This window comes from Fimbriimonadaceae bacterium, assembly GCA_019638775.1.
Classification (GTDB): domain Bacteria; phylum Armatimonadota; class Fimbriimonadia; order Fimbriimonadales; family Fimbriimonadaceae; genus JAHBTD01.
Genome location: JAHBTD010000001.1, coordinates 494,072 through 519,809 on the forward strand (window position 1 = coordinate 494,072; position 25,738 = coordinate 519,809).

Below are 25,738 nucleotides of genomic sequence, written 5' to 3' on the forward strand. Positions count from 1 at the left end.
ACGTCAATCTTTAACGCGCCCGCCGCGCCAAGGGTTTCCGGCCTCAGCCTGCCCCCTTAACCGTCTGCCAATCCGGACTCAAGCTCGCATTCGCAATCAGGCAAACAAACCCGTTTCTCTGCCCCGCCGCATTCCGCGTGATGATCTTCGCCTGAGCCACCATGCTGCAAAGCTCGCGATACGAAGAAGCCTCCTCAAACGTCACCCCCGCCACCCCATCGCCCCGCACACCCTCAGGATCGCTGTTGATCGCCTTGCAGATCGAGCCGTTCGTCAGACCAAACTGCTTCAGATACCGCGACCCCTCATAGCGCAGCGAAAAGCAGTCCGGAAGCCCCCACTCCGGACGTCGGCGCTGAAGGTTCTCATAGTAGTGCCGAAGCCGCCAAACATGCGCCGCCGCCTTCTCAAAGTCCTCGCCCGCAAGCAGCCAGTCGGTCCGCCTCAGCCCAAGCCGATACAGGGTCAGCCCTCGATCCGCCCAGGTCACCACCATCCGCCGGCTCTTCTCTACAACCAGCATCCGCCCCGCCTCACAAGCGTCCCACCACTCTCGCGCAAACTCTCTCAGATAGTCAAACTGAGGGAAGTCCTGTTCCTCCCCCGCCGCCTCATTCCAAGTCTGCAGCTCGCAAAGAAATCCCCAAGCGCTCTCAAAGCAAGGCTCGCAATATGGCTCCGGCCACAGACAGATCGGCTTCTCCAACTCGCCAGCGGCTGCCTCTGTCTCCGCCTTGACCGCCCTCAGCTTCTCATCGTCAAACCCAACCCGCCTCAGCTGGTCGAATGCCCTCATCCGCTCCGCCGGCGTCTTCCCCTCCACCGCGATCGCCCGCAAAGAAGGCAGCGCCTCCCGCAACGCCTCCTCTGCAAGCTTCTTAAGATGATGCCTTTGACCCCTTGCCATACAACACTTCCAGTTGACCTGCCTCATTACTTGAGCAAGTATGCGAGTGTCAATCGTTGGCATCATGTCAACGATTGACGCATTGTATGTCCTAACTCAAACCATCATGACGAAGACCAGCCAATCTTCAGGACTATAGACTTCTGCTCACCGGACTAAAAAGCATTGCTAAAATTGATGCCTATTGATGTGCCGCATAAGTGCCTACTCAGATTCTCGTCTTAGCCTGTAGTTATACTTCTATATTTAGGCAAAAACACAAAAGCACTTTTAAGTGCATGACACTTACTGTACTATGCCAGACTTACGAATCATAGATTCTACATTTAGCGATTCTATCCTCCAATAAAAACAATAAAAGACAATATACGAATCTACCACTACAATTTTGACAAAAATATATTATCATCACTCCACTCTTCTTCAAACACAAGAGAATACCCCCCTGAAGCTGTGCAAAGATAAAAATAATATGCTTGCTGTCTCAATCCTAGCTTCCAAAGAAACCGAAAAATTTTTTTGTCGCGATTGGGATACATCAAACGTCGAAACCGATATGGAATATACATCAACAAAAACCAACCTCGAATCTCGTAATTTGTAAAAATATCCTTTATAATCTCTGCCTTGCTACGCGGCGGAGGCAATTTGGGATATCTATTAATAGGATGTGGCTCATCATCTGCATAATAATTAACACACTTAGGCATTTTCTTGCTGCTTGTAGGAAGCTTATTTTTCCTGAAAGTCTTCCACTGCTTATACATTACCAAAACAAGAGGACGGTTCTTCATTTCAACGCCCACCTCTTCTTAATGCGCGGCTTTCTAGCTTTTTCTGAAGTCTACCGTAGAGATATTTTGGCTTCACTTCAACCTTTATATTAGTATTATACATTATATATTCGATAACGTCAATACCATTCGCGCTATATACAGTATCGATAATATTATCATTATATAAACGAGCTAAACGTTCCATTTCAATCCTGCTTAAACGTGCTGGATTGTCAACAGGCAGATATATGAAAACTTTACTGCTGCCGCTGTGTCTCGCCCTGCCAGAAATAGCCCCCGCCATAAGTGCCTCCGCATCTGTCGACAAAACTCCTTCTTTCAATGTAAACATCGTTCCTATTTCATTCTCGCTTGTAGTTGCCACGACTACAATCTTATCCTTTATCTTTTTAACCGATGCTATCACTCTTGCAACCTCCGGCATAACTTCGAAAGTAGCTTGATCTGGATTTATTGCTTTCAGCCACCCTGGCCAAAGGGCAAAGCCCTTCCTAAGATTCTCATTTTTAATTTTATACATATGCACAGACCCATCACTCTTAATGTGCGCTACTTCATTATGATTCGTGATGATATCTCCTTTGTAATTCTCTATACCCTCCGCATTCATTATCGACGATAGAATGTCTTTCTCTGATGCACGGGCTTTTCCGCCTGGATGATTGTGTCCAATCCACACTTCGTCCGCGCCTAACGCTTTGGACCTTTCGTTAACATATCCTGCCTCGATATGCACTGTTCTCCTGGGAATCCGCATAGAGTATACCTCAGTGTCAATGATTCTACCTTTTTTCATATAGACTATGAATGTTTTTTCCACGGCACCGTCCCGTACAATTTGTACTGCTTCAAGGACATGGCGAGTAGTAGGCACATAGAGTCCTATTAGCTCTGCAAAGCCTTTTTTGACTAGCGGCTCTTTGACGGAATCAAACAGGACTTCAACCTTGCCGCCCAAATAGGTCTTAATCACAGGCACTGCGTCGTCCCATGATCGAAAGGGACTTCCCGGAAAGATTGTCGATTTTTTGCCTGCATCACTTGAATCGTAAGCTCCTGAAACCGACAAATCATTTGTGCTGCGCTTTGTTGGACCAAACGCTTCAAGTTGTCTTCCAGCTTCGATTTGTTCGCGGTAAGTGCTCTTTACTTTTGGCGGTAAGTGAGATTTATAGCCCGCAATAAGCTCGTCAGTGATTTTCCTAACTGGCGAATTAGCTATTTCATTTTTCTGATTTTTTGATTTAGTGAATGGAGCATGTACGGGTAGGTCTGGCAAAGATCGATGTGATTGTCGTTGCGCTCTCCAAAGATCATCGATAGCATTCGCAACTTCTTTTCGGCCTAAACCCGTTGCACGTCTAGCTAACTCTATGTCCCCAGCGTTGATAACGTACCTAAGGGCCTTGCCTCCACCCTTCAGCAGCGGCCCACCAACGTCAATCGAAAGAACCTTGAGCGGTAAGTTGACTGCCGCTCCAGCACGATCCTGAATACTCGAGCTTGGGTCAGCGAATGCCAGAATGTCCATGGCCACATCACCCGGACTTGTTATTAACTGTGCCCCTAGATGAGTTGCCAGATCGTTGGCCCATTTGCCTCCAGGGAGAGTCTCCTTGAGTCCTAGGAGCGGGTCTTGAATTTTTCCACTGAGTTGCAGCAAATCGACCATCCGGTCAGAAGCCATTTCTGCCATTTGTCCGACAGTCTTGCCTCTTAGATCTTCATCGCTAAAGCCAAGGGCTTGAGCGCTGTGGTAGACAGGCCTTGCGGCGAAATTGCCTTCTCGATACGCTTGTTCAATACTTTCTTGGACTGAGTCTTCGCCTGTCATATAGCGGCGCAAGTTTTCTCTGTCAATTTCAAGCTCCGTCGGACTTTTCCATTCAGGATCGAAGTCACGACTGTTTAAGTTTCTGACTCTATATTCATACTCCGCCCTTTCTTGTTTGGCTAGTTTGGTCGCGAGTTCCTCGCCAACACGCCCGGAGCCAAACTTTCTTTCAAAACTGGTTTGAGGAGTCAGGTCCTGCCCACGAACTTTTGCGGTCGCCTCAGAAAGCCGTTGCGCGTTGCGTTTGACATCGGCTCTCTGTTCTGTACTCAGGCCGGCTCGCGCATAAAAGTCGTCTGCAAGTTTGCGTGCATTAGCAACCGCATTTTTCCGATTCAGCGCTTTCTGTTTTTCTGACGGGTATGGACCTGTATAGCCATTTGTCGCATTGTGGGTGAGTTGTTGCCTCAATGGGCTGCGCTTAAGTTGCTCGTGAGCCTCTTTCGTCACCCCTGCTTGCGCGTAGAAATTGTCCAGCGCCAATCGTGCCCTTGCGATCGCAATATCGCGCTTGTCCTGCTTGGTGACGCTGCTTCCAATAACAGGGCTTGTCGCATCGTGAATAAGCTGTTGCCGATTTGAGTCTTTCTTCATCTTCTCGCGAAGTTGGACGGCACACCAGCTTCTCGGTAGAATCGCTCAAGCTTCTCATGAGCTTGTTGTAGAGAAGTTTGTCTTGCAGATTCTTTTAGTCTATTCTCAGCCTGGGCAAGGCTTTCGCGGCGAATAACGATCCCCCCAACCAGCCTCGGCACATCCCGCACAGCAACGCCCAGAGCCTTCGCTATCTGGTCCGTCACAAGGTCCCAGCGCTCCACGCTCCCGTCGACCATTCGCACTGTCCGACCGCCAAACCCCGACGCTCGCCCCGCCTTCGTCTCCGACCGATAGTCCTCAAGGTCGAGGTTCGCTCGGTGCAGCCGCATGCCAAGCTGATCCGCTGAGCTGCGCGAGATCTCCAGATACCGCTGATATCTCTTCCTCTCCTCAGCGGTCGCCTGTCGCAAAGGATCGCTTGCAAAAGGCTTGAGCGCGCTGTACGCGTTCGCCAGCTCCTGCCGTAGCGCCGTTGCCGACTTTCCAGTGCCCTCAAGCTGGCGTATCTGCTTCTCCAGCCGCTGCTTTCGGTTCCGCAGCCGACTCTCCGCCGCAGTCGCCAAAGAAGGAAATCGCTTCCGTAACCGAACGGCATCCTCAACCCCAACACCCGATTCGCCCCCAACGCCCAGATTCGCATAGATCGATAAATTCATCAGTACCCCTCGCGCAGCAAAAAGGCAGAAGGAAGCTCATCCCTTCTGCCTTGCAACCTATTCTCAGCTCTCTAAATATCAGCCCCTGTCCCGCATAATCCACTTCCCTCTGGCAAGCCATATCAGCCTGAAGCCAGCCGCCGGACGAAAACCTGCCTCTCTATTCCCCTGTATGTTCTACACGTCCTACATGTCCCATGTGTCCTACATGTCCTATATGTCTTACCTTTCTATCCGCTTGCCCTCGCCTTCACGCCTTTGCGCCTTTGCGAGAAACTTTCCCACAACCGCGCAACAAATCTCCCCATCTCAATCAAAAATCGTAATTCACAAATCGTAAATCGGCCTCACCCCATCTCCCTCCGAAACCCCTCATCCAACTCCCACTCCAAAGCAAACCGCCGCGTCTCATCACGCAGCTCCTTGTAAGGATCGCGGAACAAGTCCATCAAACTAAGCTTCCTCCCCCGATCGATCCACTTGTAGACAAGCACAGCCGCAGCCGAAAGGAAGGCTTCCAAATCCCCCCCTGCCACACCCATCTCAAGCGCCTTCTGAGAGACGGCCGCACCAAACATCGCAATCCGACGCGCGTCCTTGTTCGCCGTCGGAATCTGTCGAAACACCATATCGATCTTCATTGCTCTACACTCCCGTTGCTGATATCCCAAGGGCCGCCGAAGCTCCGGTGACAGCGCCCGCCACCCACCTCCGCACAGCCAAACTCCAGTCAAAATCTCCCTCCGCCCGCGCCCAGGCGTTCACGTCGACCACTGCCGCGCTCAATAACCCTGCCAACGCACCAACGACCACTGCCCTCCAACTCATCTCCATCTCAATGCTCCTAAAATAGAAAGAGGCCGCCTTAAAGCGACCTCGTCTCTCCTGCATCCAACCGCCTCTGCGACTGGTCAATTCTCTTGACATCTCTCACATCGCCTATTCGCCCATCTGTATCTCTGCCCTACATAACCTGCCTGCCCGCATGTTCTGCCTTCCTAATCAATCCTATGTCCTATATGTTCTACATGTCTTATAAGTCTTAACTGTCCTATCTATCCCATCCGTCCTATCTATCCCATCCGTCCTATCCGTCCTATTCGTCTTATTCGTCTTATACGTCCTATCCCGCCCCCCTTCCAAGACCAAACCGCCGCCCACCTCTTGGTGCAGAAAAGCCTTACCTGAGCACTGCTCTCAGCCGTCGGCGCTCGGTATAGAAAGGCTCCCTTTACTCCTCTTCCTGACGCCTGGAAGCGAGTTCCTCCTTGAATGAGGGAGTCTCCGGATTGGGGTTCACCCAGTTCTTTGTCAGACTTCCGTCCGGTTGCAGGCCGATTAGCTTCCCAACCTCTGGATAATCCGCGTAAAACCCCGCCCTCACACCCTTTTTTGACCTCGTGTAAAGCCATCGGAGATACTTCACCATATGGTAGTCCATATTCGAAATCTCGTACTCTCTCCTTCCCTGCATATGCTACTCCTCATATCAGCTGCCCCGAACACGCATCTCTACCACCTTATCCCGCACGCATCTAATCCTGAGGCCATCGCCCGCTTCTCCCCAGGATCGAGGACCTATAAGAATTGCTCCACCCATACTATCGGACCAAGAAAAAGGCTGTGACCTCAGCTAGCTGGAACTCCTCAACATCCACCTTGTAACACGCCATCCTATAATAGCAGACAGAACTATACTGCAACGGACTTGTTGCGCTAAACTCAGTGTGCCTGCAATTTGGCTTGAGCAAACTGACTCTGCCAATCCATGCGAGGACCGCAACAATGGACTTGTTCAAACTCGGCTTTCGAGGATTTCTCGAGCTCATTCGTGCCCTGCTGTCAGAAACATATCCTGGCATCACATTCGAAAAGGCTCCCCCCGACCTGATAGATGCAGGCATCAATATCGTTGCGCACACGAGCGACGAGACTCACTCATGCGTCAAGCGATTGGCCATAAGCTGTCATAGACTGCACTATGTCAGACGTTCAGATTGTGACCGGATCGCCAGCAATCTCAGAAACGCACGCTCGAATTATGATTCTCTAGTGTTAGCATTCACATGCAGTCTCAAGCCCAACATTGAACACTACATACGATCGTTGCTTACTGACAATGATCAGACTGAAGTCACGATTCTGTCGGAGTCAAATCTCCTGTCATCAGGACTGGACGTCAAGAAATGGAATATTGCCAGCGCCTTCTTAGAGATGGCAAACCTTGAAAAGAATCTCTTTATTGAGTCATTGACACAAGGAAAAGACGAAATCTCCTCAATTATCGGTGATATCGGCTTTGCTGACTATTCAATTTACATAAACACCGGCAAACACACTAATGACTCTCACAAACTCGAATATAACCTGATTAGACGAGAGCCTAATGGTGACCTTGCTGTGATCTATGGACGATACTACGCATCGGTTGATCCTATAACGCTAAAATGGGATGCCATTTTTTCGTTCGATCTTTCAAATCCTGATGTATCAGAGGACGCCACGCTCAAAAGTCTGGTGCTAAATCAATTCTTAAAACAACCGAAGCCACATCGGCATCTCATTGAAATCGAAGCTCTTATAAAGGTTTCTGCTATAGAAAAAATCACAGCCCCTTCGCCAAAGGATGGTATTTACCTTCCTACGATACACATGCGTAAAACCGAGGATTCTATTTTTACGTTCAGTGAGACTTCTATCATTGGCTACCCGCTAAAAAAGCGAAGTCATTCTCTATGCCTGCCAGAGTGCGCCAGAATTCAAGTATTTGAGCCGCAAGAAAGACAATTCAAACAGTTGTTTCACCCTGATATCTAGAGTGATCCTATCGGACCTTTGCATCACGTCCTCAAACTTATCCCACACCCACCTAATCCTGAGGCCATGGAGCCTCCGCCTTGAATAGCATTCCAATCCAGCCTCACAGGAACTGCATCCGCCCATGCTCCTGCCACGCCAAATAATCCTTCCCGCCAGGGAGATGCCCGCCAAGAAGCTCGTCGAACTTAGCCTTAACCTCACGCGGAATCCTGTTCTCCAGCGGAGTCCCCTTCAGCTGAAGATAGATATCCTTCAGCCAGACCCGAAAGTTCCGAAATGCTGACTCCAGCCGCGCGTTTGAAGCCTTCCCGTCGCGGACATAACGCTCGAAATGCCGCACGAATTGCTCAACCGTCGGCACTCCCAAGCCGTTACCCCGCCACCGAGTCTTCTCGGAGTTCAACTCAGCATAAACCCCTCATATGTAGGTCATCCCAGCAATTCTCAATTAGCGAAAGCCCCAGATCACAGCCCGTGTAGTAGAGTCATGTATACTGTTCTGCAAGATTGATCTGCTACCAAGATAAATGCAGCAGCGAGCAGAGGTTTTGTATATGGCCCAAAACAAGCCAGATTTCTACAGGATTGGATATCCAGGTATTGTTTCCATGACACGAGCGCTGCTAATCAATTTTCGCGTTTGGGAATCCTTCGAGCGTGCGGACCATCAGTATCTTGATGCATATATCGACTGGATAGGCCACAGTGAAACTGAGCCAGATGGTCATGGCTGCCGCTGGCTGATAAGTTGCATTAGAGCTCATACAATTCGTGAATCAGACGTACAACGCATCACTCAGCACATTAGTACTCGCATCAGAAAGAGCGACAAGCTCCTAATTGTTATCACATGTCCCGTTAGAGACAAGTTACAATCGCTTTTTTTGCATTTAGTTTCAATGTGCGGCATTAATGCCAGTGTAATTATTGACAGCAACGTACTTTGCGACTATTATTCGAAATCGGAATACATAAAACATATGTACCCATATGTTGAACCCACACTTCTTCACGACAAATCCTTTTTGAGCACTCTGCGAGATCCTGCCGAGTTCATTTTTCCATTTGCTGAGGATATTGGTCAGCTACTGACTTCCAAGAAGGTTGAGATTATTTGCACCAAAAACAAAGTATGCGAAGCTCTAAGAGTTGAACACAACGGTAGCATCACTATCATTTATGACAAATATTATGCGTTCGCAGACGTCGCCACTGGTGAATGGGATGCCCTATTTACACACAATCATTCAGAAATCGAATTTGACAATTTTAAGAGCATCTCGCCTAGATCACGCACGGCTTCTTACGGCATTGTTGAGTTGCATGTCACAATCAAACCTACCCTTATAGGCGATGAAACGTCGAAACCGGCACTAGGACTTTCCCTTAATAGACCTACGCTATTGCTGCCACCAGAGTATGAACTCTGGGATGCGGAAGAAGGGAGAGACTTTAATTTCATTTTTTATCCGTTTCACCGAAAGAAAGCCGCTAAAGAAATGTATTTAGTGGACAGAAAAGAGATTCTTGCATTGGAATCAAACACGCTAAATCAAGAGTTTAGTGTTGACCAGCACAAGATCACACTTTCTTTTTGACAAGATCAAGAAAATTAAAAGATTGATCTGTTAGCGGGCCTATACCCAGCACTTCATATAAAGGAATTCTTGAGGATTGGTTAGCCTTTTTGACTAGTGGATCATAATCCCGGCCTTTTTCAAACAGATATTTAAGCCCATCCCTAAAGTCGAGCACGTCCATTTGGTGCAAAGCCTGTGTAGCTTTTCGATGCGCATTACTTTCACCCTTGAAGGCTTTTATTGTAAATACTACTAACACTCTTTTTCCGTGAGTGTTCATGGCAGTTGCGTAAGTATCGACTCTTTTGACGGTGTCATCTATACCTTCTTTGGGCTTCCTGCTGGATATCAGAGTTGCATTATCAGCTAATTCCTTTATATTTTCGATAGCTACTATGCTAAGCGGATTTCTAACTTTTGACGTGATTTTATCAATCCCGCTACTCGCCAAATGAGTCACTGGGCCATTTGCAGGGAATTCGAAAACATACACCATTGAGTCGCGGATGTGCTCTTTCATCTCCTTCAGGCGATGCTTTTTGTATGACTCCGCATCAAGATTATGACTTCTTGCTTTTTCCAGTGTTAGCCAGCGAGCATCGGTTGCATCGACCTGATTTATCATTATCTCAGGCATATTCGACAAAGTTACCATGGACTTATGAAATACGATATGCGCTCGACCATTTTTCTCTTGCACTTCAAACACTTTAGGAATATTGTTTGAATCATAGCTTAGGCCATGCTCAAGAGTGATTGCTGAATTATCGCGTATTGGTGTTTCAAGAGTGTGTGCCTTCTCCGTGATATCACGCTGGTCAATGACACCCGAAAAATTGGCTCTCTTATTCCTAAGGAAGTCGTCACTCGGAGTTCCCTTGTGCTGACGTTGTCGCTTGTCCCTATTACCTTTCGATTGGTCAACGTAGTTGCTTTTTGTATTATCTGCTGTAGATGAGCCGCTATAGTTTTGATTAGCATTTAACCTGTGCTCAGTCTTGTTACGCACATAATTAACCGCCTTATCCAGCATCCCTTTCATCACCGAAGGATCAACCTTGAACTGCCGCGCCTTCGCCGCCAGCCACTCCTTAGGCCAAGGAACCGCAACATTTCCCGCCTGCATCGCCCGCCGAGCGATCCCCGTTCTCTTCGACTCCCGTCAGATACTTGGTAGAGACAAGCTCTCTCAGCTGCCCCATTCCTGCCTCACCAAAGGCCTCCAAAAAGCCCTTGCCCGTGGTGTTCTGAGAAATCCGCGCCTGAGTTACAGTGTCTGGCAACATGCCCAGTACATGCTGATAACCCCCTTTGAGGAGGACTTCCATTGCACTATTAGCTTTGCTGAGGGAGCTAAGGCCCTCAGAAGCCTTCTGAACAGCCGAGCTGATCTTAGGTGCAGCCGATAAAGCTTTTGTTGAATAATTTAGAAGACGTCCAGCCCCAGCAGGTGCCGCAAACTGGATAGCGCTGTTCAAGCCAAATCGCAGCACCTTCTCCCACTCCGCCAATTCCTCCGGACGGCGAGAATCGACAGAGCTTAGTAAAGCCCCGTCGGGTCGTTATAGCCTTGAGAGAAATACCTCCAACCCGTCTCTGCATCGCCTAACAAATGCAGGTCAGGGTTGTTCCGGATCGTGTGTCTTAGAACTCCTGTGAAAAAATCATCACCAAGAGTTCCCTTTTGCTCGCCGTAAGCAAGGTCACGTTCTGTAAGACCCCAATTCTTATCACTGGAGAACTGCTCGCCTGCAATCTCCTTGAGGACACCATAAAGCTGCTTCAGTTCACTTTGGCCAGATAAAAGGCGATGAAGCTCACCCTGAGAAAACCCAGTTCGCTTTGCAAGGTCGTTAAGGGCATCTCCATAGAGGACATATTTACCTTGCCCATTACGTACCAGCGCCACTTCCGAAATGCCGGCATGACGCATGGACTGTGCACCCTGTAGAAGATGACCAACGTGGTACCCGCTCTCGTAAAACTTGCGGGCAATTCTTCCCGGATCGCGACTCGCGCCCAATTGGCCACCGAGCCGCTTGAGCTCTCCGAATTCACCCCTTCGAGCAAGGTCAATGGCTGCTCTTATAGCTTCCTGAGGAACCTGGCTCATCCCGCCTGCACCAAACAGGAAGTCCTTTACATATTGGCGGTTCTTCCCCTCAAGCCCTGGCAGCACAGCCATGACCTGCTTCATTGAATATTCAAGAGTTCCGGGCCGAGTTTTCCGATCATGCGCCTCTGTCTTCGCATTTGAAAGTTGTAATTGTCGCTGCTGCCTTTGATGTGGCGTAACAGGAGCAATCCTGAGCTGAATTTCTGTATTGCGAAGTTGTGCCGGTACGCCCATCTTGGCCTCGTGCACATAACCGGCGTGCCAGTAAGCAATATCTTCAAACCGCCTATCGTCGATAAGGTTTAGAACCCGCTTTAGCCTCTCAGGTGCAACCCTTGGCCCCTGTGCAGCAAGATAATCCTGCACCATCTTCAAAGTCTTGAGGTCAGAGATTTTGCTTCTGACGATCTCCATCGCCCCTGCAAGTTCTTGTGGATCTGCCTTAGCCCTTTGAGCTCGAATCTGTCCTGGCAGATCAAGAATACTGGGGCGAATCGGAGCCGAGGGATTCACATACACTGGCCCCATGAACGACTTGCCCTGACTTCGCCCCAGATTTGATTGTTGATTGCCCATAAAACTCACCTAACATGCCCTTGATATCGCAACGGATCCATTTATCCAGCATAAGTAGCCACAAAGCCTACGCAACACTCACATATAACTATTTCGCTATCCGCTCCACCAGATCCCGAATTGCCTTCGCCTGCTCCTCAGTCCGAACTGTCCTCTCGCGTACATCCCTCATCAAATCTTCAAACCTGCCAAGTCTCTCCTCTAACTTTTCAATCTTGGCCTTAGCCTCCTCCTGACCAGCTCGCATACTTGTAAAGGTCGCGCCTATTCCAAATGCAGCAGAGATCACGGCCACGCCGACAGTCCAAAAGAAGGGCCCATAAGTCACAACTTTCTCAAGCTTCTTGCTCTCAGCAGTCGTCATTCAATCACCAAGCCCGCAACAGCAGTTACAATCATTTGCAGAGTAATAGGGCCGCCACGGTCATTTTTGACGGCCCATTGTTTGAGGGGAGGAACGAAGGTGTAGACAAACAAAAAGGCGCTCCTGCCAGATGCAAGAACGCCTGCCTACAAAACTATTATACGATAGTTTGACAAGATTGGTTACTTGTCACAATGGCTTTTTCTCAAAGCATTTCCAACTTTTGCTTCTTGCTAACCTCCACTGAAAAAACCGTAAAGCCCGATCAGCAAAGTACCAATTTGGAACTCCAAAACTAGCGGACACTTGTGACATTTCATCAAAGGCAAGGTCACGAGCCCATCGGTCAAGTTCAAACGTAAAGCGGTAAGTGCTTCTACCCGTCGAAATTTGCAGAGTCTCACCAGACTTTGGCATCACAGCGTCCTCAGTCAGTTCGACTTCTTCCCATCCATACACATACTTAGCCCAAAGCATCTTTTCAAGCATCGGAGCCTTCGCAGACCGAATCTCAGAATCAATTTCTGCTGCATCCAATGCAAGCGCCTTCAGAGTTTCCCTCCCCGAAAACGATGCTCCGGGCGCATTCCCAAAGATCTCCATGTCAGAGGATTTCGGCAAAGCTGTGTCATCACCCGTGACTGCGCGAACCCGTTTCACCATCCCCCAACGCAATAGCATCGTCTCCACGCTCGGTCTCTTATCTTCTATTAACTTCTCTCAAAAACAAGCACACCGACATACAAGCCGATGTGTCCTGTCAATCCGGTTGCGGGAACTTGTCCGGGCAATACGATTAACCCTCAATCTCACGACTCAAAAAGGCAACCTTAAACGGCTCAAGCAATTCCTCAATCGCTTCAAAGCCCTCAACAGCAAGCATCATCGCAACTTGCGGCTCCGTCTCTGCATCCTGCTCCTCAAGCAGGCGAGCCGATGAGCAGCAGAAGATCTTCATAGCTCGTGTCACCTGCCCAATTCCATAGCTGTTTACTACAGGGGCCAGCTTCACAAGCAGTTCAACCATTTGGTCTTCGTCAAGGTCATGAGGCTGCTTGTCGATAACGGCTTGCCCAAAAAGAGCACCCTCAACGGACTCCGCGTCCGAGTATCTTTCTGTCTTCATCGTTCCCTCCACCCCTTAGGAATGAATAAGCGAAACCTAAAAAGAGCTCGAGCCTCGTATAGCAAATCCTCCACGAGGCTCATCAAGCTATACTTCACCCTCAATGGCTCGGCGGCGCTCCTCCTGACGCCTGACAATGTTGCCGATAGTGTTGAAATGAACACCAAACCGCACAGCTAGCTCCTCCTTTGTAGATTCGCCCGTTGTCACCGAGCGGTGCACATAGAGCTCCTCCTGCTTGGTCAGCTTTCGACGGTTCGGATTGGTATCTGTTCTTGCGACTGTGTTAGCCATGGTCACATTATAGACAAAAAATTTTGTAAATGTGACAGAAAAATGAGATAACGTCACAGAAAATATGTTACAATCCCCTTGATGTCAACACATGGCGAAATGATCAAAGCAGCCCGGAAGGCCAAGGGGTGGACTCAGCACGAACTTGCCGATAAACTCGGCATTACTCGAGAGCGGCTAGCCCAATACGAAGTCAATCGATCAAAACCGCCTTTGCCGGTCTGGGAGCAGATGCAGACGGTCATGCAAATGTCAGGGATTGAAGACTCCGCTCGTAACTTCGAAATCATCAATGTGGGGCAAGAAATTCCCGTCGCCCGAACGGGTCACCGCATGGTCCCGATCTACGGGGCTATCACCGCTGGCCAACCCTCCTATAGCATCGCCGATGCCATTGATTATATTGAAATGCCCGAATGGGGAGCCTCATTCGAACGGTGGGGACGAGTCATCACCGGCGAAAGCATGGCTCCAGAATTCGAGGAAGGAGACATCGCCATCTTCGAAAATCGGAGGTACGAAATTGGTCACGGCGTCCACGCCTTCCACGATGGAGAAGACTCCTTCAAGGTCGTCCGTCAAATCGATGGCAAATTCGAACTATGGCCGATAAACTCCGAATACCAACCTATAGATGCCGATGGCTGGAAGGTCAAGGGTGTTTGCATCCGGCGTATAAGGCACCAAGAACGTGGCATTGTCGATACACGTGAATATCCATATGGTTTTATGTGGCGTTTTCGATAAATGTGAAAAAGGGTCACATTTTGTGAAGATTTTTGGTAACATATCTCTATGCGCAGAACTACTGCAAACAGGAGACAACCAATGCCTGCATCCATCCAAATATGGCTTCAGTGTCTAAAGGAGGGTCTACGATGACGCTTCTCCTTGAAAGATACTCACGAGCCGAGATTCTCGAAGCATCCTTAGCGCTCATGTTCGAAGCCTCCCTGCTCGATTGCCCCATCGTAACCCGAGTCACGGCAGGTGGGCTCTTAACGATGCTCATCAACGAAAGAGTCGTCAGCGGCAACGATCGCCCGATGAAGACTCCACAGTACAAAGAGATTGTTGATCTAATCCTTGCTGGCAGTTTCTCAGACCAAGATGACCCGAAAGATAATCGCATCATGGAGACGAACGATGAGCTTTGACCCCAGCCAAAACCAGATATCTAACGAGCCGGAGCTTAGGTCCGATCAACAATTCGGCTGTCAAAGCCAACGAGCCACAACCCTTGTTCGCATTCGTTTCAACACAATGATGAAGTGGTGGCAAGCATCTCTAACCGAACGTTTGCCCGGCGGGGAACTCCGGCCCTATCGTGCAACAACCGCCGATCTCATCACAGCACACACTTACAACGAGTGCTTGCAACACACGGTCGAACTCCTCACCTCACTCGGCGCCACCTGGGAAGTACAAGACGTAGGAGCCTATATCATTTCTCACTAGCGCCCCAACGCCCCAACGCCCCAACGCCCCAACGCCCCAACGCCCCAACGCCCCAACGCCCCAACGGGGTATTATCCAATCTCAATCCGTGGGAGGCCGAAAGGCCGCCTGCACCACAGGTGATTCAAATTGAGAAAGAACATACGAAAAAATCCGCGTTCACCGCGGTACGTCGAAGTTGCCAAACAGTATTCTGACGACAGTCTCCACGACGTTATCTCCGCTCTCGACCTCGTTCAAAAGTCAGCAAACGCAAAGTTTGTTGAAAGCGTCGATTTAGCCGTACGACTCGGTATTGACCCCCGAAAAAGCGACCAAAACGTCCGAGGTCTTACGAGCTTGCCGCACGGAACAGGCAAGAACAAGAAGATCGCCGTCCTCGCCAAAGGGGACTATGCCAAAGAAGCAGAGGCCGCCGGTGCAGACCATGTCGGCGACGATGACCTGATCGCAAAGATCCAAGGTGGCTTCCGAGACTTTGATGTCGTACTCGCCACGGAAGATATGGCGCCAAGCATTGGAAAGATCGGAAAGATGCTCGGACCCAAAACACCAAACAAACGAAACGGGACAGTCACAAACCAGATCGGTCAGGCTGTAAAAGAGATCAAAGCCGCCACCCGCGTCGAATACAGGGTCGACAAAGCCGGAATTGTGCACCTCGGCATTGGCAAAGTGAACTACTCTGCGAGTCAGCTTCAGGAGAACTTCAAGGCTGCCCTCGACGCCATCGTTAAGGCAAAGCCCGCAACCGCTAAAGGCCGCTACATCGTGAGCGTCACCCTCAGCTCAACCATGGGACCGGCGATCAAGGTAGACCCCACCGCTGCGTCCAAGTTCACGCTCTAATCCCAACAAGAACATAAATCAAGCCGAAGGCCAACCGCCTTCGGCTTTTTTTGTCACAGACTGATTCACACACAGAGCATTCCCTGCAAACCCGTATACTGAACACTCATGGCTGTCCACGTCTCCAATTCAACCTTCGGCGAACTGCCCGACGGTCGGGCAGTAACCAAGTACCACATTGAGAACTCTGCAGGCACCAGAGTCGCCGTAATGGATTACGGTGCTGCCATCATCGAAATCTCAACTCTTGACAACAAAGGAGCCCTCGCCGACATCATCCTCGGCTTTGATACTCTTGAGCCCTATTACGCCACTCGACATCCCTACTTTGGTAGCACCGTCGGTCGGGTAGCAGGCAGAATCGCGAATGCCACATTTGAACTTGGTGGGAAGCAGCACAAAGTCACTGCAAACACCCCTCCCCATCATCTTCACGGTGGCGAAGAGGGCTTCGACCGTAAGCTCTGGAGAAGTGACCGTCTCGAAGATGGAGTCGCATTCACCCTTGTCAGCCCAGATGGCGACCAGGGATATCCGGGAACTGTCTCCGTATATGCATCATATCGCCTTGTTGAAGACAACACGCTCAGGCTTGACTACGAAGCGACCACAGACGCGCCAACCCTCCTGAATCTCACAAACCACACATATTTCAACCTCAAGGGTACTGGCAACGGAACGGTGCTCAACCACGAACTGCTTGTCGAAAGCGAAACATACGCTGGGGTGACACCCGAAATCCTCCCTACCGGTCAATTGCTCCCCGTCGAAGGCACGCCCCTCGATTTTCGCACCCCCACAACCATCGGCGAACGAATCGCGAGAATAGGTGGCACACCTGCAGGATTTGATCACGCATTCGCTCTTGATCGTCAGTCAACCGGTATTCCCAAACTTGCATGCGTGGTCCATGAGCCCACCACCGGACGCGTACTCGAAGCTTGGACAACCGACATATGCCTTCAGTTCTACACCGGCAACTTCCTAGACGGGACCATCATAGGTAAAGCGGGAAAGTCGTACTCCCAACACGCAGGCCTTTGCCTAGAATGCCAACACTTTCCTGGCTCCCCAAACCGTCCCGAATTCCCGCCGGTTACCCTCCTGCCAGACCAAACCTATCGCCAAACAACGCTTTACAAATTCGGCACACGATAACTCACCTCGGCCCGCCAAGCATGCCACCAAACCCCGGCGGCCAATCACGCTTATCAGTCAGCCGAAGATTGATCAACCGAACGCCACGCCATCCCTCAAGCGCATAAATTTGGTCGCGAAAAGACTGATCCGCTTCCCACTCGTCAAGGTCATAAATAACGATTTCAGGAGCAACCTCCACAAAGTGCTCCAGCAGTTCGCTCAAACCGGAAACGAGGACAGCTCCACGCTCAGCGCTTCTCGCCATGTTCACCTGCAACAGGTTTGCGATGTGACGCTCAAGCCCTACTAAGCCGACAGTCACCACATATTCTTTTGGCTCCTCGCTCTTAACCCGCCACATCGACTCCTCGCACGAAAAAAGTCCAAGGGGAACACCCTTGGACTCTATGATACGTCAGCACAATCCGCTAGGCGAACCTAAGGAATGCGCTTATTGACCGCATCCCAGTCGATCACCTGCATATACGCATCGATGTACTTGGCTCGGGCGACCGCAAAGTCCAGGAAATAGGCATGCTCATACACGTCCATCGCCAAAACCAAGGAGTGATTCCATATCGGATAGCTGTTCTGCGCATCGCCAATATAGTTGAACACGCGCTTCTCGGCGTGGTCATATGCCAGATAAACCCAGCCACGGGCCGCTATGCCAGTCGACTTAAAGTCGGCTGCCCACTTTTCAAAGCTGCCATACGCAGCCGTGATCAGTTCGCCGATCTTCCCAGTGGCCGCGCCACCATTGCCACCCAGCGTATCAAAGTACACCGTGTGATTGATAAAGCCCTCATAAGCGAAGGTGTAATCAACCTTCAAGGCGCGCATCATGCTGTAGATCTGATTGGCCTTCGCTGGATCGGTGTCCAGTTCAGACATAGCCTTACGTAGGTTGTTTGTCTGATTGGCATATCCCTGCCAAAGCTTGAGGTGCTCGTCATGCGTCTTGCGACTGATGCCAACACGCTCCGTTGTATACACCTTGTCAGGAATTGCCTGAGGCACTTGGACGAGTTCGGGTGCAACGATTGTGGTTTCCATATTTCTTTCCTCTACTGAATTCTGCTTTCCTATCGCGTGCGCCAGGGCAGGTCCTGCAACTGCGGTTATCATCCCAGCTGCTAAAACTTCACGGCGTGAATAGGTTGGTTTCACTTTGGACATCTTCCCCCCATGACGGGTCGGTCTGATAGTAGACTACCAGTAACGATGCGGGGGCGGCACAGTCTCCTCGTGCAATGCCCACACTCGTTCCTACGGTGAAAGCAATGAATCCATATCTAATGCCCGGTCTTTTAGCGGGCCCCAGGGGCATTCGCGCTCTGATGAGCGAAATTCACTCCTCAAAGATTGACCTGCCAACGCATGACGGAAGATTTACTCCCCGTGAAGTTGTGGCTCACCTTGCCGACTGGGAGCCCATCCTCCGAGCGCGTATGCAGCAGACGAAAGACCAGCCCGGATCGACCATCGTCCCCTACGATGAAGGACAACGTGCATTAGACATGGACTACGCACAAAAAGATTGGCGAGTCGAGATTGATCGCTACATTGCCCTTCGCGCCGAAACGAAAAAGTGGCTCGAAACACTCACAGCTGAGGATTGGAACCTGACGGCGGTGCATGCCGAGCGCGGGCCACAAAGCCTCGCCGATCAAGCTAATCTCTTACTAGGTCACGACCTCTATCACATCGAACAGCTCGCCGACGTAATTGAGCGTGAAATCGTCGGAACTTGGTAGTGCTTCCCGCTTGATTTTCAAGTGTCTGCTTTTCTCTTTCGATCAATGCCTTCATAATCAAGAGACGAACTTACTGGCGGTAAACCATGGCAGCGACTACTCCAAACTCGAAGCTCAACGAAATGATCGCGCTCCTCGACGATGCCGTCGCCGAAGCGCAGTGCTCCACTCTATGCCACCGAGTTAAAGACGCACTAGAGCAGATCGTGGCTTGTGGCGAAGATTTCATCCCTGCCGAACTCCTCAAGCCCCACCCTGAGTCATACGCTCGACGACTCGTGCACAACGACCCAGAGGGGCGCTACACCATCCTTGCGATGGTATGGGGTAAGGGCCAAGGGACCAAGCTCCACGATCACGCTGGCAAGTGGTGCGTCGAATGCGTCTATCGAGGACGGATTCGAGTCGTCTCTTACGACCTCGTCCGCGAGGATGGAGACATGCTGCACTTTGCGCCACAACAAGAGATTTACGCTGGCGTCGGCGAAGCTGGAGCCCTGATCCCACCTTACGAGTACCACACGATCGAAAATACAGAACAAGAGCCGACCGTGACGATCCATGTCTACAGCGGCGAATTAACTTGGTGCAACGTGTTTGAACCTGCTGGCGAAAACACATTCCGACGAGTTCGAAAGGAACTCTGCTACACCGAGTGAAGACATACTGGCCCTACGCGGTCTTCACCCTAGCTATCGCTTACGCAGTAAGTCCATGGGCATCTGCAGGCATCGCCTTGGCGGCTGGAATCGCCATAGCGCTTTGTTTCGGCAACCCGCTGGCAAAAGCCTCGGGCAAGCTGTCTAAGACTCTCCTACAGGCAAGCGTCGTCTTTCTGGGTTTCAAATTCGACCTCATGCCCGTCCTCCAGGTCGGCGCTCAAGGCTTTATATTCGCACTCATCACCATCCTCGCGACATTCGGGTTGGGCTGGCTTATTGGGAAGTGGCTCAAAGTCCCCCAAGAGATCGGAATCCTAGTCTCTTCCGGCACAGCAATCTGCGGAGGCTCAGCAATCGCCGCCGTAAGCTCAACGCTCTCATCAAAAGATGAGGATGTCGCAGTATCTATCGGAACGGTCTTCCTCCTAAACGCAATCGCCCTGTTCATCTTCCCTCCCCTCGGACATCTCCTTGCACTGGATGGGCATGCGTTCGGCATCTGGTCGGGCATCGCAATCCATGACATCTCAAGTGTTGCTGGATCAGCCGCCGCCTACGGTCAGAATGCACTTGAGATCGCAATGCCCGTTAAACTCAGCCGCGCCCTATGGATAGCGCCGATGGCAATCGCCATCGGATACATCTGGTCACGAAGCCGATCAGATCAAGAAGGGCAATCGGGTGGATTCAAATTCCCCTGGTTTATTCTGATGTTTGTTGCTGCATCGGGCCTGCGCTCACTCGTGCCCGCATTGCAGAGCTACACGAAGCCGGTAGAACTCATCGCTGTCGCCGGATTTACGCTAACGTTGTTCTTAATCGGCGGAGGCATCTCCCGTGAAGCCTTAAAGAAAGTCGGCTGGCGGCCACTTGCGATGGGCATCGCGCTCTGGGCATTCATCAGCCTAACGACTCTCGCATGTCTCAACTTCCTAGCGCAATGAAAGGGGCGAGCCGTACGGCTCGCCCCTTTCGTTCTTTGTTTGCTTTGCGCGAATTCCATCGCCCGAGGGCTTTGCGCTTAACTACCTAAACGTAATATCGCGTTCTTGGCGGATTGAGCTCGAATCGCTGTACCGCTGGAATGCAATCCGCTTCATATCGCCCCAACGAATGCCCTTCATCGCCTCAGCCAAATCTGAACCCGACTTAATCGTCTTGCCAGCAAGCGACAAAATCACATCGCCGGGCTTCATTTGCAGACGATCCGCGACCGAGTTAGGCTGAACAGAAGTCACAACTGCTCCCTCAACTTCATCAGGAATAGAGAACTGCTTGCGAAGCGTTGCCGTAACCGAGTCAACGGTAACACCAAGAGTGACCTTACCTTCGCGAACGGGAGGAACCCGATCAGAGTCCTGATCCTTGTTAGGCATGGACCAATCCTGAATCTCAGGAATATCCTTAAACAGATCGCGGATATTCGGAGGAGTCACATTGGACCTCGGTGTTCGACTGGGTTGCTGTCGAAGACTCTGCGCAGACGGCGGGCTTCCTGCCTTCACGTCATACACCTTCTTCTGACCCGCCCGAAACGCTTCGACCTTCACAATCTCGTTCGGAGCAAACTTATACATCGCATTGCGCAGATCAGATTCGTTCGTAATCGTCATGTCGCCAATTCGAGTCACAACGTCCCCGACCTTGATCCCTGCAACTGCTGCCGGTCCGTCGTTGGGCAGCTCCGCAACATAAGCGCCTTGGCTTATTCCAAGCTCCTTCTTGCGAAACTCCTTGATGTTCTCCGGCCCAATTCCCAAGAAACCGCGAACGACCTTTCCGTTCTCAATCAACGACTCCGCCACGATCCGTGCCCGATTGCTCGGAATCGCAAACCCGATCCCTTCACTGCCCCCGGTCTGACTCACAATCGCTGTATTAATACCGATCACTTCGCCATGAATGTTAAACAAAGGACCGCCCGAGTTACCCATGTTAATGGATGCATCGGTCTGGATCATATCCGGATAAACGCGCAGTTGTCCAAGCCGTGTATCGGGTATCTGGCTTTGTCGGCTCAATGCGCTGATGTGTCCGATCGTAACCGAATTCTCTAAGCCGAACGGAGACCCAATTGCAATAGCGAGCTGACCAGGTCGCACTGTATTGCTGTCTGCAAACTTAACCGTCGGCAAATCAGTCGCTTCAATCTTCACGATGGCCAGATCGCTGTCCGAAGCGCTAACGACTTTGCCCTTAAACTCACGACCGTCGTTGAGAGTAACCGCAACATCATTAAATCCGCCAACCACGTGATCGTTGGTAAGAATATATCCGTCAGGACGGAATACGACACCCGATCCTGTTCCACCCATCGAGCCAACAAAGTCGCCTTCAGGGCTTGCTCCTCGCGTGTTTGTAGACCGAATGTTGACAACGGCAGGCGAAGCATAGTCCACAACGCTGGTAAAAGCGTCATCGAGTGCCTGCAGACTGCCAATGTCAGCCGTCGAGGTCGAACTGGCTGCAGAAACAGGCATCTTCCTTTCGACCTTCGATACAGGTTGCGATGCCGAAGACCGATCCATTATCGACGCGATGGACACGCCGCCGATCACAATTGCGAGTGCAGAAAACAGCCAAATGGAATTGTTGCCTTTAGGTACAGCGTTCATGGTGCGATGTTACTCCTATGGACTCAAACGTTCGATGACGGCAATACGTTCGCCGAAACCAAAGATTTGAGGCCTTACCTTAACCACCAGCGCGTTCAGGTGATGTGCTCATTGTCGGTCGCACACCAAAGTTCACCGGCGGAGGGGTCTTTACATCTGGTAAACGCAATCCAGCACCTACGGAGTTCCTCGTAGATGGCGCGTAGGCACTTGTGCTCTTGGAAGCCTCGTTAATGAAGGCCTTCAACAGCTTCTGCATCATCGCTTTCGGAATGTCACCGGCAACTGCAAAACGAATCTTCCCAAAGGTGCTCTCAATCGAACCTGGAGGTAAAGAAGCAAACCGGGCGGCTCCCTTGGTACTGAACTGATAGATAGTCGCGGTGGCAAGACCGTCCGTAATGCGCACGGCGATAAACTGCTCGTGCGGCGTCCCCAAGATCTCGGGCTCCCTGGCAAGAAATCCAGACGGGAGCGTCTGCGGAATCACTGGAACAATCCCCGTAAGCGCTGCTGCCATCGAATTGGAAGTCACCCGAACGGGCTCTGTAACGGTAATGGTGCGCACACCCGTTGCCGGTTGAATACGTAGCTCACCAAAAGATCCGCTCTGTTTATAATCGATAGCGCGGGTGTCCAAAGCAACGGTGGTCTTGTTCCCTTGAACCGTTTCCATCTTCAAAATGACATACGTCTTCTCGTCGATGGCAAATCGACGGACCGGCATATCGTCGTCTTTAGGAGTAGCAACGACATAAGTCGCGCCACGACCTGCTATCGAAGGCCCCTTCGACAAGCTGAATCGGTAATTCCTCTCCGCAATCGCAAGCCGTTCACGAGGGCTTGGCAAGTATGCCGAAGGCGACTTCGTGACCAACATCCGATTTTCATCTGGGAAAAACTGGACGTATCGGTCGTTATCGTCCAAATAGACTTGCCCTTGCATCGCAATCGGAGCAAGAACGGTAATCCTCTGCTGCCCGGCGACGTTATTCTGAACCTTCAATTGCAGAGTGCCAAAGTCGTCACAGCCAGAGAGCTGCACACGGATCGCGGTGTACTCAACAAGCCGCCCCTGCTCCATATATTTCAGGAACACAGACTTCGCCGAGCTCTCTTGGTCGGCCACTGCCAGCGAACAGGCGAGCAGGTTCAGACAAACCGCCGCACCGACGCGAACAAGCGTATCAATTCGGGAATTAACGTTCGGCATAGTTAGCCGTGACCACCCCAACGCGGCCACTGAGCGGGTCCATACCCGCGCTCATCGCCTGATCGCGCTGGACTTCGAGACGGATAGCTTCTTGCTGACGCTCAACCTCTTGAGAACGCTGATGCTGGATCATGCCCATCGTGGCAAACGCGCCAAACAGCGCACAAGCCGCCAAACCGGCACTCCATCTCAGAGTCCCACGCCGACGTGCTTCCACTGGCTCGGGGCCGAGAACAGACATGACCAAGCGATCCTCAAAGTCGGAGCTTGGCTCGCAGGCAGGCATCTCCGCAATGATCGTCTTGATGCTTCGAATCTCATCGAGTTCAAGCGCACAATGCGGACAACGAGACACATGCTCGCGAACTACGCGAAGCTCATGTCCACTCAGCTCACCGTCAATAAAACTAAACAGCATGGACTGTACGCGGTCACAGTTCATTGTCCATACCTCCATAGAGCTTCGGCCACCGAACAGTCAAATACTTCTTCAGTTGCCGACGTCCACGATGAATGCGCGAACGAACAGTACCCACCGACGTGTTCATAACTTCGGCAATCTCCTCGTAGGCCAAACCTTCCACATCCGCAAGTAAGACTGCAGTTCGGAACTCTGGGTTCATCTCCTGCAATCCCCACTGCACTTGCTCCGACATCGTATCGTCAAGCATCACGCGATCCGGAGCCGGACCATCGTCTGCAATCTCAATAAAGGCCTGCCCCGTGATGCTCGGCTGGTCAATACTTGAGGTCTTCATCTTGCCACGACGACGCACCATATCAATGTGTGCATTGCCCATGATCCGGTAAAGCCAGTTCATAAAGGGCAAACCGTCATCGTAGCGATGGAAAAATCGAAAAGCACGAACATAAGTCTCTTGAACGAGGTCTTCAGCCTCAGACGTATTGTTCGTCAAACGACAAGCAAAACTGTATGCCTGACGGTAAGTTGAACGCATCAACCCCTCAAACATCTCTCGACGTTGCTCAATCGTCGCGGTTTCTGGTCGGATTACATTAGAAATCATCGCAGTTGAAGCCATTGTACGCCGGATCGCTCAAGAACGGTTCCCAAGCAAGAATGGTCCCGGACCAATCGCGTGGATTGTCTAGGAGCTTCGACCCAAACCTACCGCAATCTCTAACAGTAAAGCATCGAAAACAATTCCAGCATTCGCATTGCCGATTATTCTGCGATGAGCCTCTAAAGTCGCAATCACCGACTCTGGAGCAGCATCCATCAACTGCAAAGATCGCGCAAACCCCTCAAGCACCTTTGCCTGAGAAAACCGCATAGGCTGGTCCGTTTTCGCTGCATACTCCTCCGCGATTGATCGTAACTCCTCCGCCGCGCGAAGCTCTGCGCCCAACGGCAAGTTCGGCAAGGCCTCCGTAAATTCGATCAGTCGTCGATAAGTCGGCTCCTGCGCACGGATATCTGCCACTTCCCCAGGCGCTGCAATGCAAAAACGATCCCACAATGAAGCGCCCTCCCCAAGCTCATCCCCCATGAAGTCTGTTTGAACGCAAATACACCTTGATCGTATCGTCGTCGGAACGAGACTCAGCTGTGAGGTCGTCAGGACAAACCGGCCGTAAGCAGGTGGCTCTTCCAGCATTTTCAAAAGCGAGTTGAATGCATCGTGATAAATCCGATCCGCATTCTCAATCAAAATCACCTTCCGAGCGCCAACAATTGGGAGCGTCCTCAAGAACTCCTGAACCGACATGGGCGGATCGACAATCGAAGCACGACGAATCGCGCTCACTCGTATCCAATTCGAAGCACCCTCCGGCACTATCCGAAAGAAATCGATCGAGTTCTCCCGCTCAAAGGCTTCACAAGACCGACACTTGCCACACGCACCCGATTCTCCAGGTTCTCGACACATCCAAGCCTGAGCCAGAATGTTAGAAATCGAGGTCTTTCCAGTACCTGACGCACCGTGAAAAAGCACAGCATGAACGGGCGAATCCGAGGCCCAGACCTTGCGCACAACGCGCTTGGCCATCTCAAGCCCAGTGAGTTCAGCCAGCTTAGAATCGCTCGAATTGATCAACGTCGAGGACAAAGGCTACTCCACCACCAACCGGCACTTTAACCGGGTCACCCAAAAACGCACCCGCCGGTGCCGCCTCAAGCGGCATGACGTTCACAAGCTGTTCACGCGACATGCACCGATGCCTGACTATCTTGAGAACGTTGGCAACGTCCGCTTCAGGCAAGCCAATCAAAAAAGTGGTGCTGCCCTCGCGCAAAAAACCGCCCGTAGAGCCGATCACGGTGAACTTGAACCCCTCATGGATCAAGTCATCCATGACCTTGCCCTTATCCCGATTGTGGACGATAGCGATAACCAGCTTCACGTGCTGTTAT

33 protein-coding genes are annotated in these 25,738 nt (G+C 51.0%); 10 read left to right on the forward strand and 23 right to left on the reverse strand.

All coding sequences use genetic code 11. The annotated features are described in order from the left end of the window. Nucleotides 1-43: 43 nt before the first annotated feature. The 7 genes from KF784_02255 to KF784_02285 all read right to left on the reverse strand — a co-directional run bounded on the left by KF784_02255 (nucleotide 44) and on the right by KF784_02285 (nucleotide 6,265). Complete coding sequence (locus KF784_02255; GenBank protein MBX3117859.1) at nucleotides 44-907, reverse strand: hypothetical protein; 864 nt, start codon at nucleotides 905-907, stop codon at nucleotides 44-46. 380 nt (nucleotides 908-1,287) lie between these two features. Then, complete coding sequence (locus KF784_02260) at nucleotides 1,288-1,701, reverse strand: hypothetical protein (GenBank protein ID MBX3117860.1); 414 nt, start codon at nucleotides 1,699-1,701, stop codon at nucleotides 1,288-1,290. A 1-nt stretch (nucleotide 1,702) separates the two neighbouring features. Beyond that, nucleotides 1,703-4,132: a hypothetical protein gene (locus KF784_02265; protein MBX3117861.1), complete on the reverse strand. Its 2,430-nt coding sequence runs from the start codon at nucleotides 4,130-4,132 to the stop codon at nucleotides 1,703-1,705. Continuing rightward, entirely contained in the window at nucleotides 4,129-4,791 is a 663-nt protein-coding gene (locus tag KF784_02270; protein ID MBX3117862.1) for a hypothetical protein, read from the reverse strand. Before KF784_02270 ends, KF784_02265 begins: the two co-directional genes overlap by 4 nt. Nucleotides 4,792-5,138: 347 nt before the next feature. Continuing rightward, nucleotides 5,139-5,432 carry a hypothetical protein gene (locus tag KF784_02275; GenBank protein MBX3117863.1) on the reverse strand — a complete coding sequence of 98 codons (294 nt, stop codon included), beginning with the start codon at nucleotides 5,430-5,432 and terminating at the stop codon, nucleotides 5,139-5,141. A 4-nt stretch (nucleotides 5,433-5,436) separates the two neighbouring features. After that, nucleotides 5,437-5,682 (reverse strand): hypothetical protein, encoded by a 246-nt coding sequence (locus KF784_02280; protein ID MBX3117864.1) that lies wholly within the window; start codon nucleotides 5,680-5,682, stop codon nucleotides 5,437-5,439. Nucleotides 5,683-6,022: 340 nt separating this feature from the next. Then, nucleotides 6,023-6,265 carry a hypothetical protein gene (locus KF784_02285; protein ID MBX3117865.1) on the reverse strand — a complete coding sequence of 81 codons (243 nt, stop codon included), beginning with the start codon at nucleotides 6,263-6,265 and terminating at the stop codon, nucleotides 6,023-6,025. A gap of 311 nt (nucleotides 6,266-6,576) precedes the next feature. On the opposite strand from KF784_02285, the gene KF784_02290 reads away from it, so the two are divergent. Continuing rightward, entirely contained in the window at nucleotides 6,577-7,608 is a 1,032-nt protein-coding gene (locus tag KF784_02290) for a hypothetical protein (protein ID MBX3117866.1), read from the forward strand. Between the two features lie 103 nt (nucleotides 7,609-7,711). Here KF784_02290 and KF784_02295 read toward each other — a convergent pair whose 3' ends face one another. Continuing rightward, nucleotides 7,712-8,014: a hypothetical protein gene (locus tag KF784_02295; protein MBX3117867.1), complete on the reverse strand. Its 303-nt coding sequence runs from the start codon at nucleotides 8,012-8,014 to the stop codon at nucleotides 7,712-7,714. A gap of 124 nt (nucleotides 8,015-8,138) precedes the next feature. Here KF784_02295 and KF784_02300 point away from each other — a divergent pair, with 124 nt between their 5' ends. Further along, a complete protein-coding gene (locus KF784_02300) occupies nucleotides 8,139-9,209 on the forward strand; it encodes a hypothetical protein (GenBank protein ID MBX3117868.1) in 1,071 nt (356 codons plus the stop codon). Here KF784_02300 and KF784_02305 read toward each other — a convergent pair. The 7 genes from KF784_02305 to KF784_02335 form a co-directional block, all read right to left on the reverse strand. After that, on the reverse strand, nucleotides 9,193-10,317 hold the full coding sequence (locus KF784_02305; protein ID MBX3117869.1) for a hypothetical protein: 1,125 nt from the start codon (nucleotides 10,315-10,317) through the stop codon (nucleotides 9,193-9,195). The genes KF784_02300 and KF784_02305 overlap by 17 nt on opposite strands. Further along, nucleotides 10,283-10,519 (reverse strand): hypothetical protein, encoded by a 237-nt coding sequence (locus KF784_02310; GenBank protein ID MBX3117870.1) that lies wholly within the window; start codon nucleotides 10,517-10,519, stop codon nucleotides 10,283-10,285. Before KF784_02310 ends, KF784_02305 begins: the two co-directional genes overlap by 35 nt. 212 nt (nucleotides 10,520-10,731) lie before the next feature. Then, nucleotides 10,732-11,721, reverse strand: a complete 990-nt coding sequence (locus KF784_02315; GenBank protein MBX3117871.1) for a hypothetical protein — start codon at nucleotides 11,719-11,721, stop codon at nucleotides 10,732-10,734. A 250-nt stretch (nucleotides 11,722-11,971) separates the two neighbouring features. Next, nucleotides 11,972-12,247, reverse strand: a complete 276-nt coding sequence (locus tag KF784_02320) for a hypothetical protein (protein MBX3117872.1) — start codon at nucleotides 12,245-12,247, stop codon at nucleotides 11,972-11,974. Nucleotides 12,248-12,436: 189 nt separating this feature from the next. Continuing rightward, nucleotides 12,437-12,937 carry a hypothetical protein gene (locus tag KF784_02325; GenBank protein MBX3117873.1) on the reverse strand — a complete coding sequence of 167 codons (501 nt, stop codon included), beginning with the start codon at nucleotides 12,935-12,937 and terminating at the stop codon, nucleotides 12,437-12,439. A 106-nt stretch (nucleotides 12,938-13,043) separates the two neighbouring features. Next, the gene (locus KF784_02330; GenBank protein ID MBX3117874.1) at nucleotides 13,044-13,373 is read right to left on the reverse strand and encodes a hypothetical protein; all 330 of its coding nucleotides are present in this window, start codon (nucleotides 13,371-13,373) and stop codon (nucleotides 13,044-13,046) included. A gap of 87 nt (nucleotides 13,374-13,460) precedes the next feature. Continuing rightward, nucleotides 13,461-13,667: a hypothetical protein gene (locus KF784_02335; GenBank protein ID MBX3117875.1), complete on the reverse strand. Its 207-nt coding sequence runs from the start codon at nucleotides 13,665-13,667 to the stop codon at nucleotides 13,461-13,463. 81 nt (nucleotides 13,668-13,748) lie between these two features. Between KF784_02335 and KF784_02340 the strand changes: the two genes are divergently transcribed. The 5 genes from KF784_02340 (at nucleotide 13,749) to KF784_02360 (ending at nucleotide 17,132) form a co-directional block, all read left to right on the forward strand. Next, nucleotides 13,749-14,414 (forward strand): LexA family transcriptional regulator, encoded by a 666-nt coding sequence (locus tag KF784_02340; GenBank protein MBX3117876.1) that lies wholly within the window; start codon nucleotides 13,749-13,751, stop codon nucleotides 14,412-14,414. Nucleotides 14,415-14,545: 131 nt separating this feature from the next. Beyond that, on the forward strand, nucleotides 14,546-14,824 hold the full coding sequence (locus KF784_02345) for a hypothetical protein (GenBank protein ID MBX3117877.1): 279 nt from the start codon (nucleotides 14,546-14,548) through the stop codon (nucleotides 14,822-14,824). Then, a complete protein-coding gene (locus tag KF784_02350) occupies nucleotides 14,814-15,125 on the forward strand; it encodes a hypothetical protein (GenBank protein ID MBX3117878.1) in 312 nt (103 codons plus the stop codon). Before KF784_02345 ends, KF784_02350 begins: the two co-directional genes overlap by 11 nt. 141 nt (nucleotides 15,126-15,266) lie before the next feature. Beyond that, nucleotides 15,267-15,974 carry a 50S ribosomal protein L1 gene (gene rplA / locus KF784_02355; protein MBX3117879.1) on the forward strand — a complete coding sequence of 236 codons (708 nt, stop codon included), beginning with the start codon at nucleotides 15,267-15,269 and terminating at the stop codon, nucleotides 15,972-15,974. Between the two features lie 108 nt (nucleotides 15,975-16,082). After that, nucleotides 16,083-17,132, forward strand: a complete 1,050-nt coding sequence (locus tag KF784_02360; GenBank protein MBX3117880.1) for a galactose mutarotase — start codon at nucleotides 16,083-16,085, stop codon at nucleotides 17,130-17,132. 1 nt (nucleotide 17,133) lies between these two features. Here KF784_02360 and KF784_02365 read toward each other — a convergent pair whose 3' ends face one another. Together KF784_02365 and KF784_02370 are read right to left on the reverse strand one after the other, a co-directional pair. Further along, a complete protein-coding gene (locus KF784_02365; protein MBX3117881.1) occupies nucleotides 17,134-17,475 on the reverse strand; it encodes a hypothetical protein in 342 nt (113 codons plus the stop codon). Nucleotides 17,476-17,552: 77 nt separating this feature from the next. Next, the gene (locus KF784_02370) at nucleotides 17,553-18,170 is read right to left on the reverse strand and encodes a hypothetical protein (protein MBX3117882.1); all 618 of its coding nucleotides are present in this window, start codon (nucleotides 18,168-18,170) and stop codon (nucleotides 17,553-17,555) included. Between the two features lie 284 nt (nucleotides 18,171-18,454). Between KF784_02370 and KF784_02375 the strand changes: the two genes are divergently transcribed. From KF784_02375 to KF784_02385, 3 genes are all read left to right on the forward strand, one after another. Continuing rightward, nucleotides 18,455-18,871 carry a DinB family protein gene (locus tag KF784_02375; GenBank protein MBX3117883.1) on the forward strand — a complete coding sequence of 139 codons (417 nt, stop codon included), beginning with the start codon at nucleotides 18,455-18,457 and terminating at the stop codon, nucleotides 18,869-18,871. An 86-nt stretch (nucleotides 18,872-18,957) separates the two neighbouring features. Continuing rightward, the gene (locus tag KF784_02380) at nucleotides 18,958-19,530 is read left to right on the forward strand and encodes a cysteine dioxygenase family protein (protein ID MBX3117884.1); all 573 of its coding nucleotides are present in this window, start codon (nucleotides 18,958-18,960) and stop codon (nucleotides 19,528-19,530) included. Then, nucleotides 19,527-20,477, forward strand: coding sequence for a putative sulfate exporter family transporter (locus tag KF784_02385; GenBank protein MBX3117885.1), 951 nt, complete (start codon nucleotides 19,527-19,529; stop codon nucleotides 20,475-20,477). The genes KF784_02380 and KF784_02385 overlap by 4 nt, the downstream gene beginning before the upstream one ends. An 81-nt stretch (nucleotides 20,478-20,558) precedes the next feature. Here the strand turns inward: KF784_02385 and KF784_02390 are convergent, their stop codons facing one another. From KF784_02390 to KF784_02415, 6 genes are all read right to left on the reverse strand, one after another. Then, the gene (locus KF784_02390) at nucleotides 20,559-22,148 is read right to left on the reverse strand and encodes a trypsin-like peptidase domain-containing protein (GenBank protein MBX3117886.1); all 1,590 of its coding nucleotides are present in this window, start codon (nucleotides 22,146-22,148) and stop codon (nucleotides 20,559-20,561) included. A gap of 79 nt (nucleotides 22,149-22,227) precedes the next feature. Further along, nucleotides 22,228-23,361: a hypothetical protein gene (locus KF784_02395; protein ID MBX3117887.1), complete on the reverse strand. Its 1,134-nt coding sequence runs from the start codon at nucleotides 23,359-23,361 to the stop codon at nucleotides 22,228-22,230. Then, complete coding sequence (locus tag KF784_02400) at nucleotides 23,348-23,803, reverse strand: zf-HC2 domain-containing protein (protein ID MBX3117888.1); 456 nt, start codon at nucleotides 23,801-23,803, stop codon at nucleotides 23,348-23,350. Before KF784_02400 ends, KF784_02395 begins: the two co-directional genes overlap by 14 nt. Then, on the reverse strand, nucleotides 23,793-24,389 hold the full coding sequence (locus KF784_02405; GenBank protein MBX3117889.1) for a sigma-70 family RNA polymerase sigma factor: 597 nt from the start codon (nucleotides 24,387-24,389) through the stop codon (nucleotides 23,793-23,795). Before KF784_02405 ends, KF784_02400 begins: the two co-directional genes overlap by 11 nt. 81 nt (nucleotides 24,390-24,470) lie before the next feature. Then, nucleotides 24,471-25,433 carry an AAA family ATPase gene (locus tag KF784_02410; GenBank protein MBX3117890.1) on the reverse strand — a complete coding sequence of 321 codons (963 nt, stop codon included), beginning with the start codon at nucleotides 25,431-25,433 and terminating at the stop codon, nucleotides 24,471-24,473. Beyond that, nucleotides 25,399-25,728: a cyclic-di-AMP receptor gene (locus tag KF784_02415; protein MBX3117891.1), complete on the reverse strand. Its 330-nt coding sequence runs from the start codon at nucleotides 25,726-25,728 to the stop codon at nucleotides 25,399-25,401. Before KF784_02415 ends, KF784_02410 begins: the two co-directional genes overlap by 35 nt. Nucleotides 25,729-25,738: the final 10 nt, after the last annotated feature.

Coding starts and splice junctions, on each gene's coding strand:
- KF784_02255 (MBX3117859.1), bottom strand. CDS start 907: ATGGCAAGGGGTCAAAGGCATCATCTTAAGAAGCTTGCAGAGGAGGCG.
- KF784_02260 (MBX3117860.1), bottom strand. CDS start 1,701: ATGAAGAACCGTCCTCTTGTTTTGGTAATGTATAAGCAGTGGAAGACT.
- KF784_02265 (MBX3117861.1), bottom strand. CDS start 4,132: ATGAAGAAAGACTCAAATCGGCAACAGCTTATTCACGATGCGACAAGC.
- KF784_02270 (MBX3117862.1), bottom strand. CDS start 4,791: ATGAATTTATCGATCTATGCGAATCTGGGCGTTGGGGGCGAATCGGGT.
- KF784_02275 (MBX3117863.1), bottom strand. CDS start 5,432: ATGAAGATCGATATGGTGTTTCGACAGATTCCGACGGCGAACAAGGAC.
- KF784_02280 (MBX3117864.1), bottom strand. CDS start 5,682: ATGCAGGAGAGACGAGGTCGCTTTAAGGCGGCCTCTTTCTATTTTAGG.
- KF784_02285 (MBX3117865.1), bottom strand. CDS start 6,265: ATGCAGGGAAGGAGAGAGTACGAGATTTCGAATATGGACTACCATATG.
- KF784_02290 (MBX3117866.1), top strand. CDS start 6,577: ATGGACTTGTTCAAACTCGGCTTTCGAGGATTTCTCGAGCTCATTCGT.
- KF784_02300 (MBX3117868.1), top strand. CDS start 8,139: ATGCAGCAGCGAGCAGAGGTTTTGTATATGGCCCAAAACAAGCCAGAT.
- KF784_02305 (MBX3117869.1), bottom strand. CDS start 10,317: ATGCAGGCGGGAAATGTTGCGGTTCCTTGGCCTAAGGAGTGGCTGGCG.
- KF784_02310 (MBX3117870.1), bottom strand. CDS start 10,519: ATGGAAGTCCTCCTCAAAGGGGGTTATCAGCATGTACTGGGCATGTTG.
- KF784_02315 (MBX3117871.1), bottom strand. CDS start 11,721: ATGGAGATCGTCAGAAGCAAAATCTCTGACCTCAAGACTTTGAAGATG.
- KF784_02320 (MBX3117872.1), bottom strand. CDS start 12,247: ATGACGACTGCTGAGAGCAAGAAGCTTGAGAAAGTTGTGACTTATGGG.
- KF784_02330 (MBX3117874.1), bottom strand. CDS start 13,373: ATGAAGACAGAAAGATACTCGGACGCGGAGTCCGTTGAGGGTGCTCTT.
- KF784_02335 (MBX3117875.1), bottom strand. CDS start 13,667: ATGGCTAACACAGTCGCAAGAACAGATACCAATCCGAACCGTCGAAAG.
- KF784_02340 (MBX3117876.1), top strand. CDS start 13,749: ATGTCAACACATGGCGAAATGATCAAAGCAGCCCGGAAGGCCAAGGGG.
- KF784_02345 (MBX3117877.1), top strand. CDS start 14,546: ATGACGCTTCTCCTTGAAAGATACTCACGAGCCGAGATTCTCGAAGCA.
- KF784_02350 (MBX3117878.1), top strand. CDS start 14,814: ATGAGCTTTGACCCCAGCCAAAACCAGATATCTAACGAGCCGGAGCTT.
- KF784_02360 (MBX3117880.1), top strand. CDS start 16,083: ATGGCTGTCCACGTCTCCAATTCAACCTTCGGCGAACTGCCCGACGGT.
- KF784_02365 (MBX3117881.1), bottom strand. CDS start 17,475: ATGTGGCGGGTTAAGAGCGAGGAGCCAAAAGAATATGTGGTGACTGTC.
- KF784_02370 (MBX3117882.1), bottom strand. CDS start 18,170: ATGGAAACCACAATCGTTGCACCCGAACTCGTCCAAGTGCCTCAGGCA.
- KF784_02375 (MBX3117883.1), top strand. CDS start 18,455: ATGAGCGAAATTCACTCCTCAAAGATTGACCTGCCAACGCATGACGGA.
- KF784_02380 (MBX3117884.1), top strand. CDS start 18,958: ATGGCAGCGACTACTCCAAACTCGAAGCTCAACGAAATGATCGCGCTC.
- KF784_02390 (MBX3117886.1), bottom strand. CDS start 22,148: ATGAACGCTGTACCTAAAGGCAACAATTCCATTTGGCTGTTTTCTGCA.
- KF784_02395 (MBX3117887.1), bottom strand. CDS start 23,361: ATGCCGAACGTTAATTCCCGAATTGATACGCTTGTTCGCGTCGGTGCG.
- KF784_02400 (MBX3117888.1), bottom strand. CDS start 23,803: ATGAACTGTGACCGCGTACAGTCCATGCTGTTTAGTTTTATTGACGGT.
- KF784_02405 (MBX3117889.1), bottom strand. CDS start 24,389: ATGATTTCTAATGTAATCCGACCAGAAACCGCGACGATTGAGCAACGT.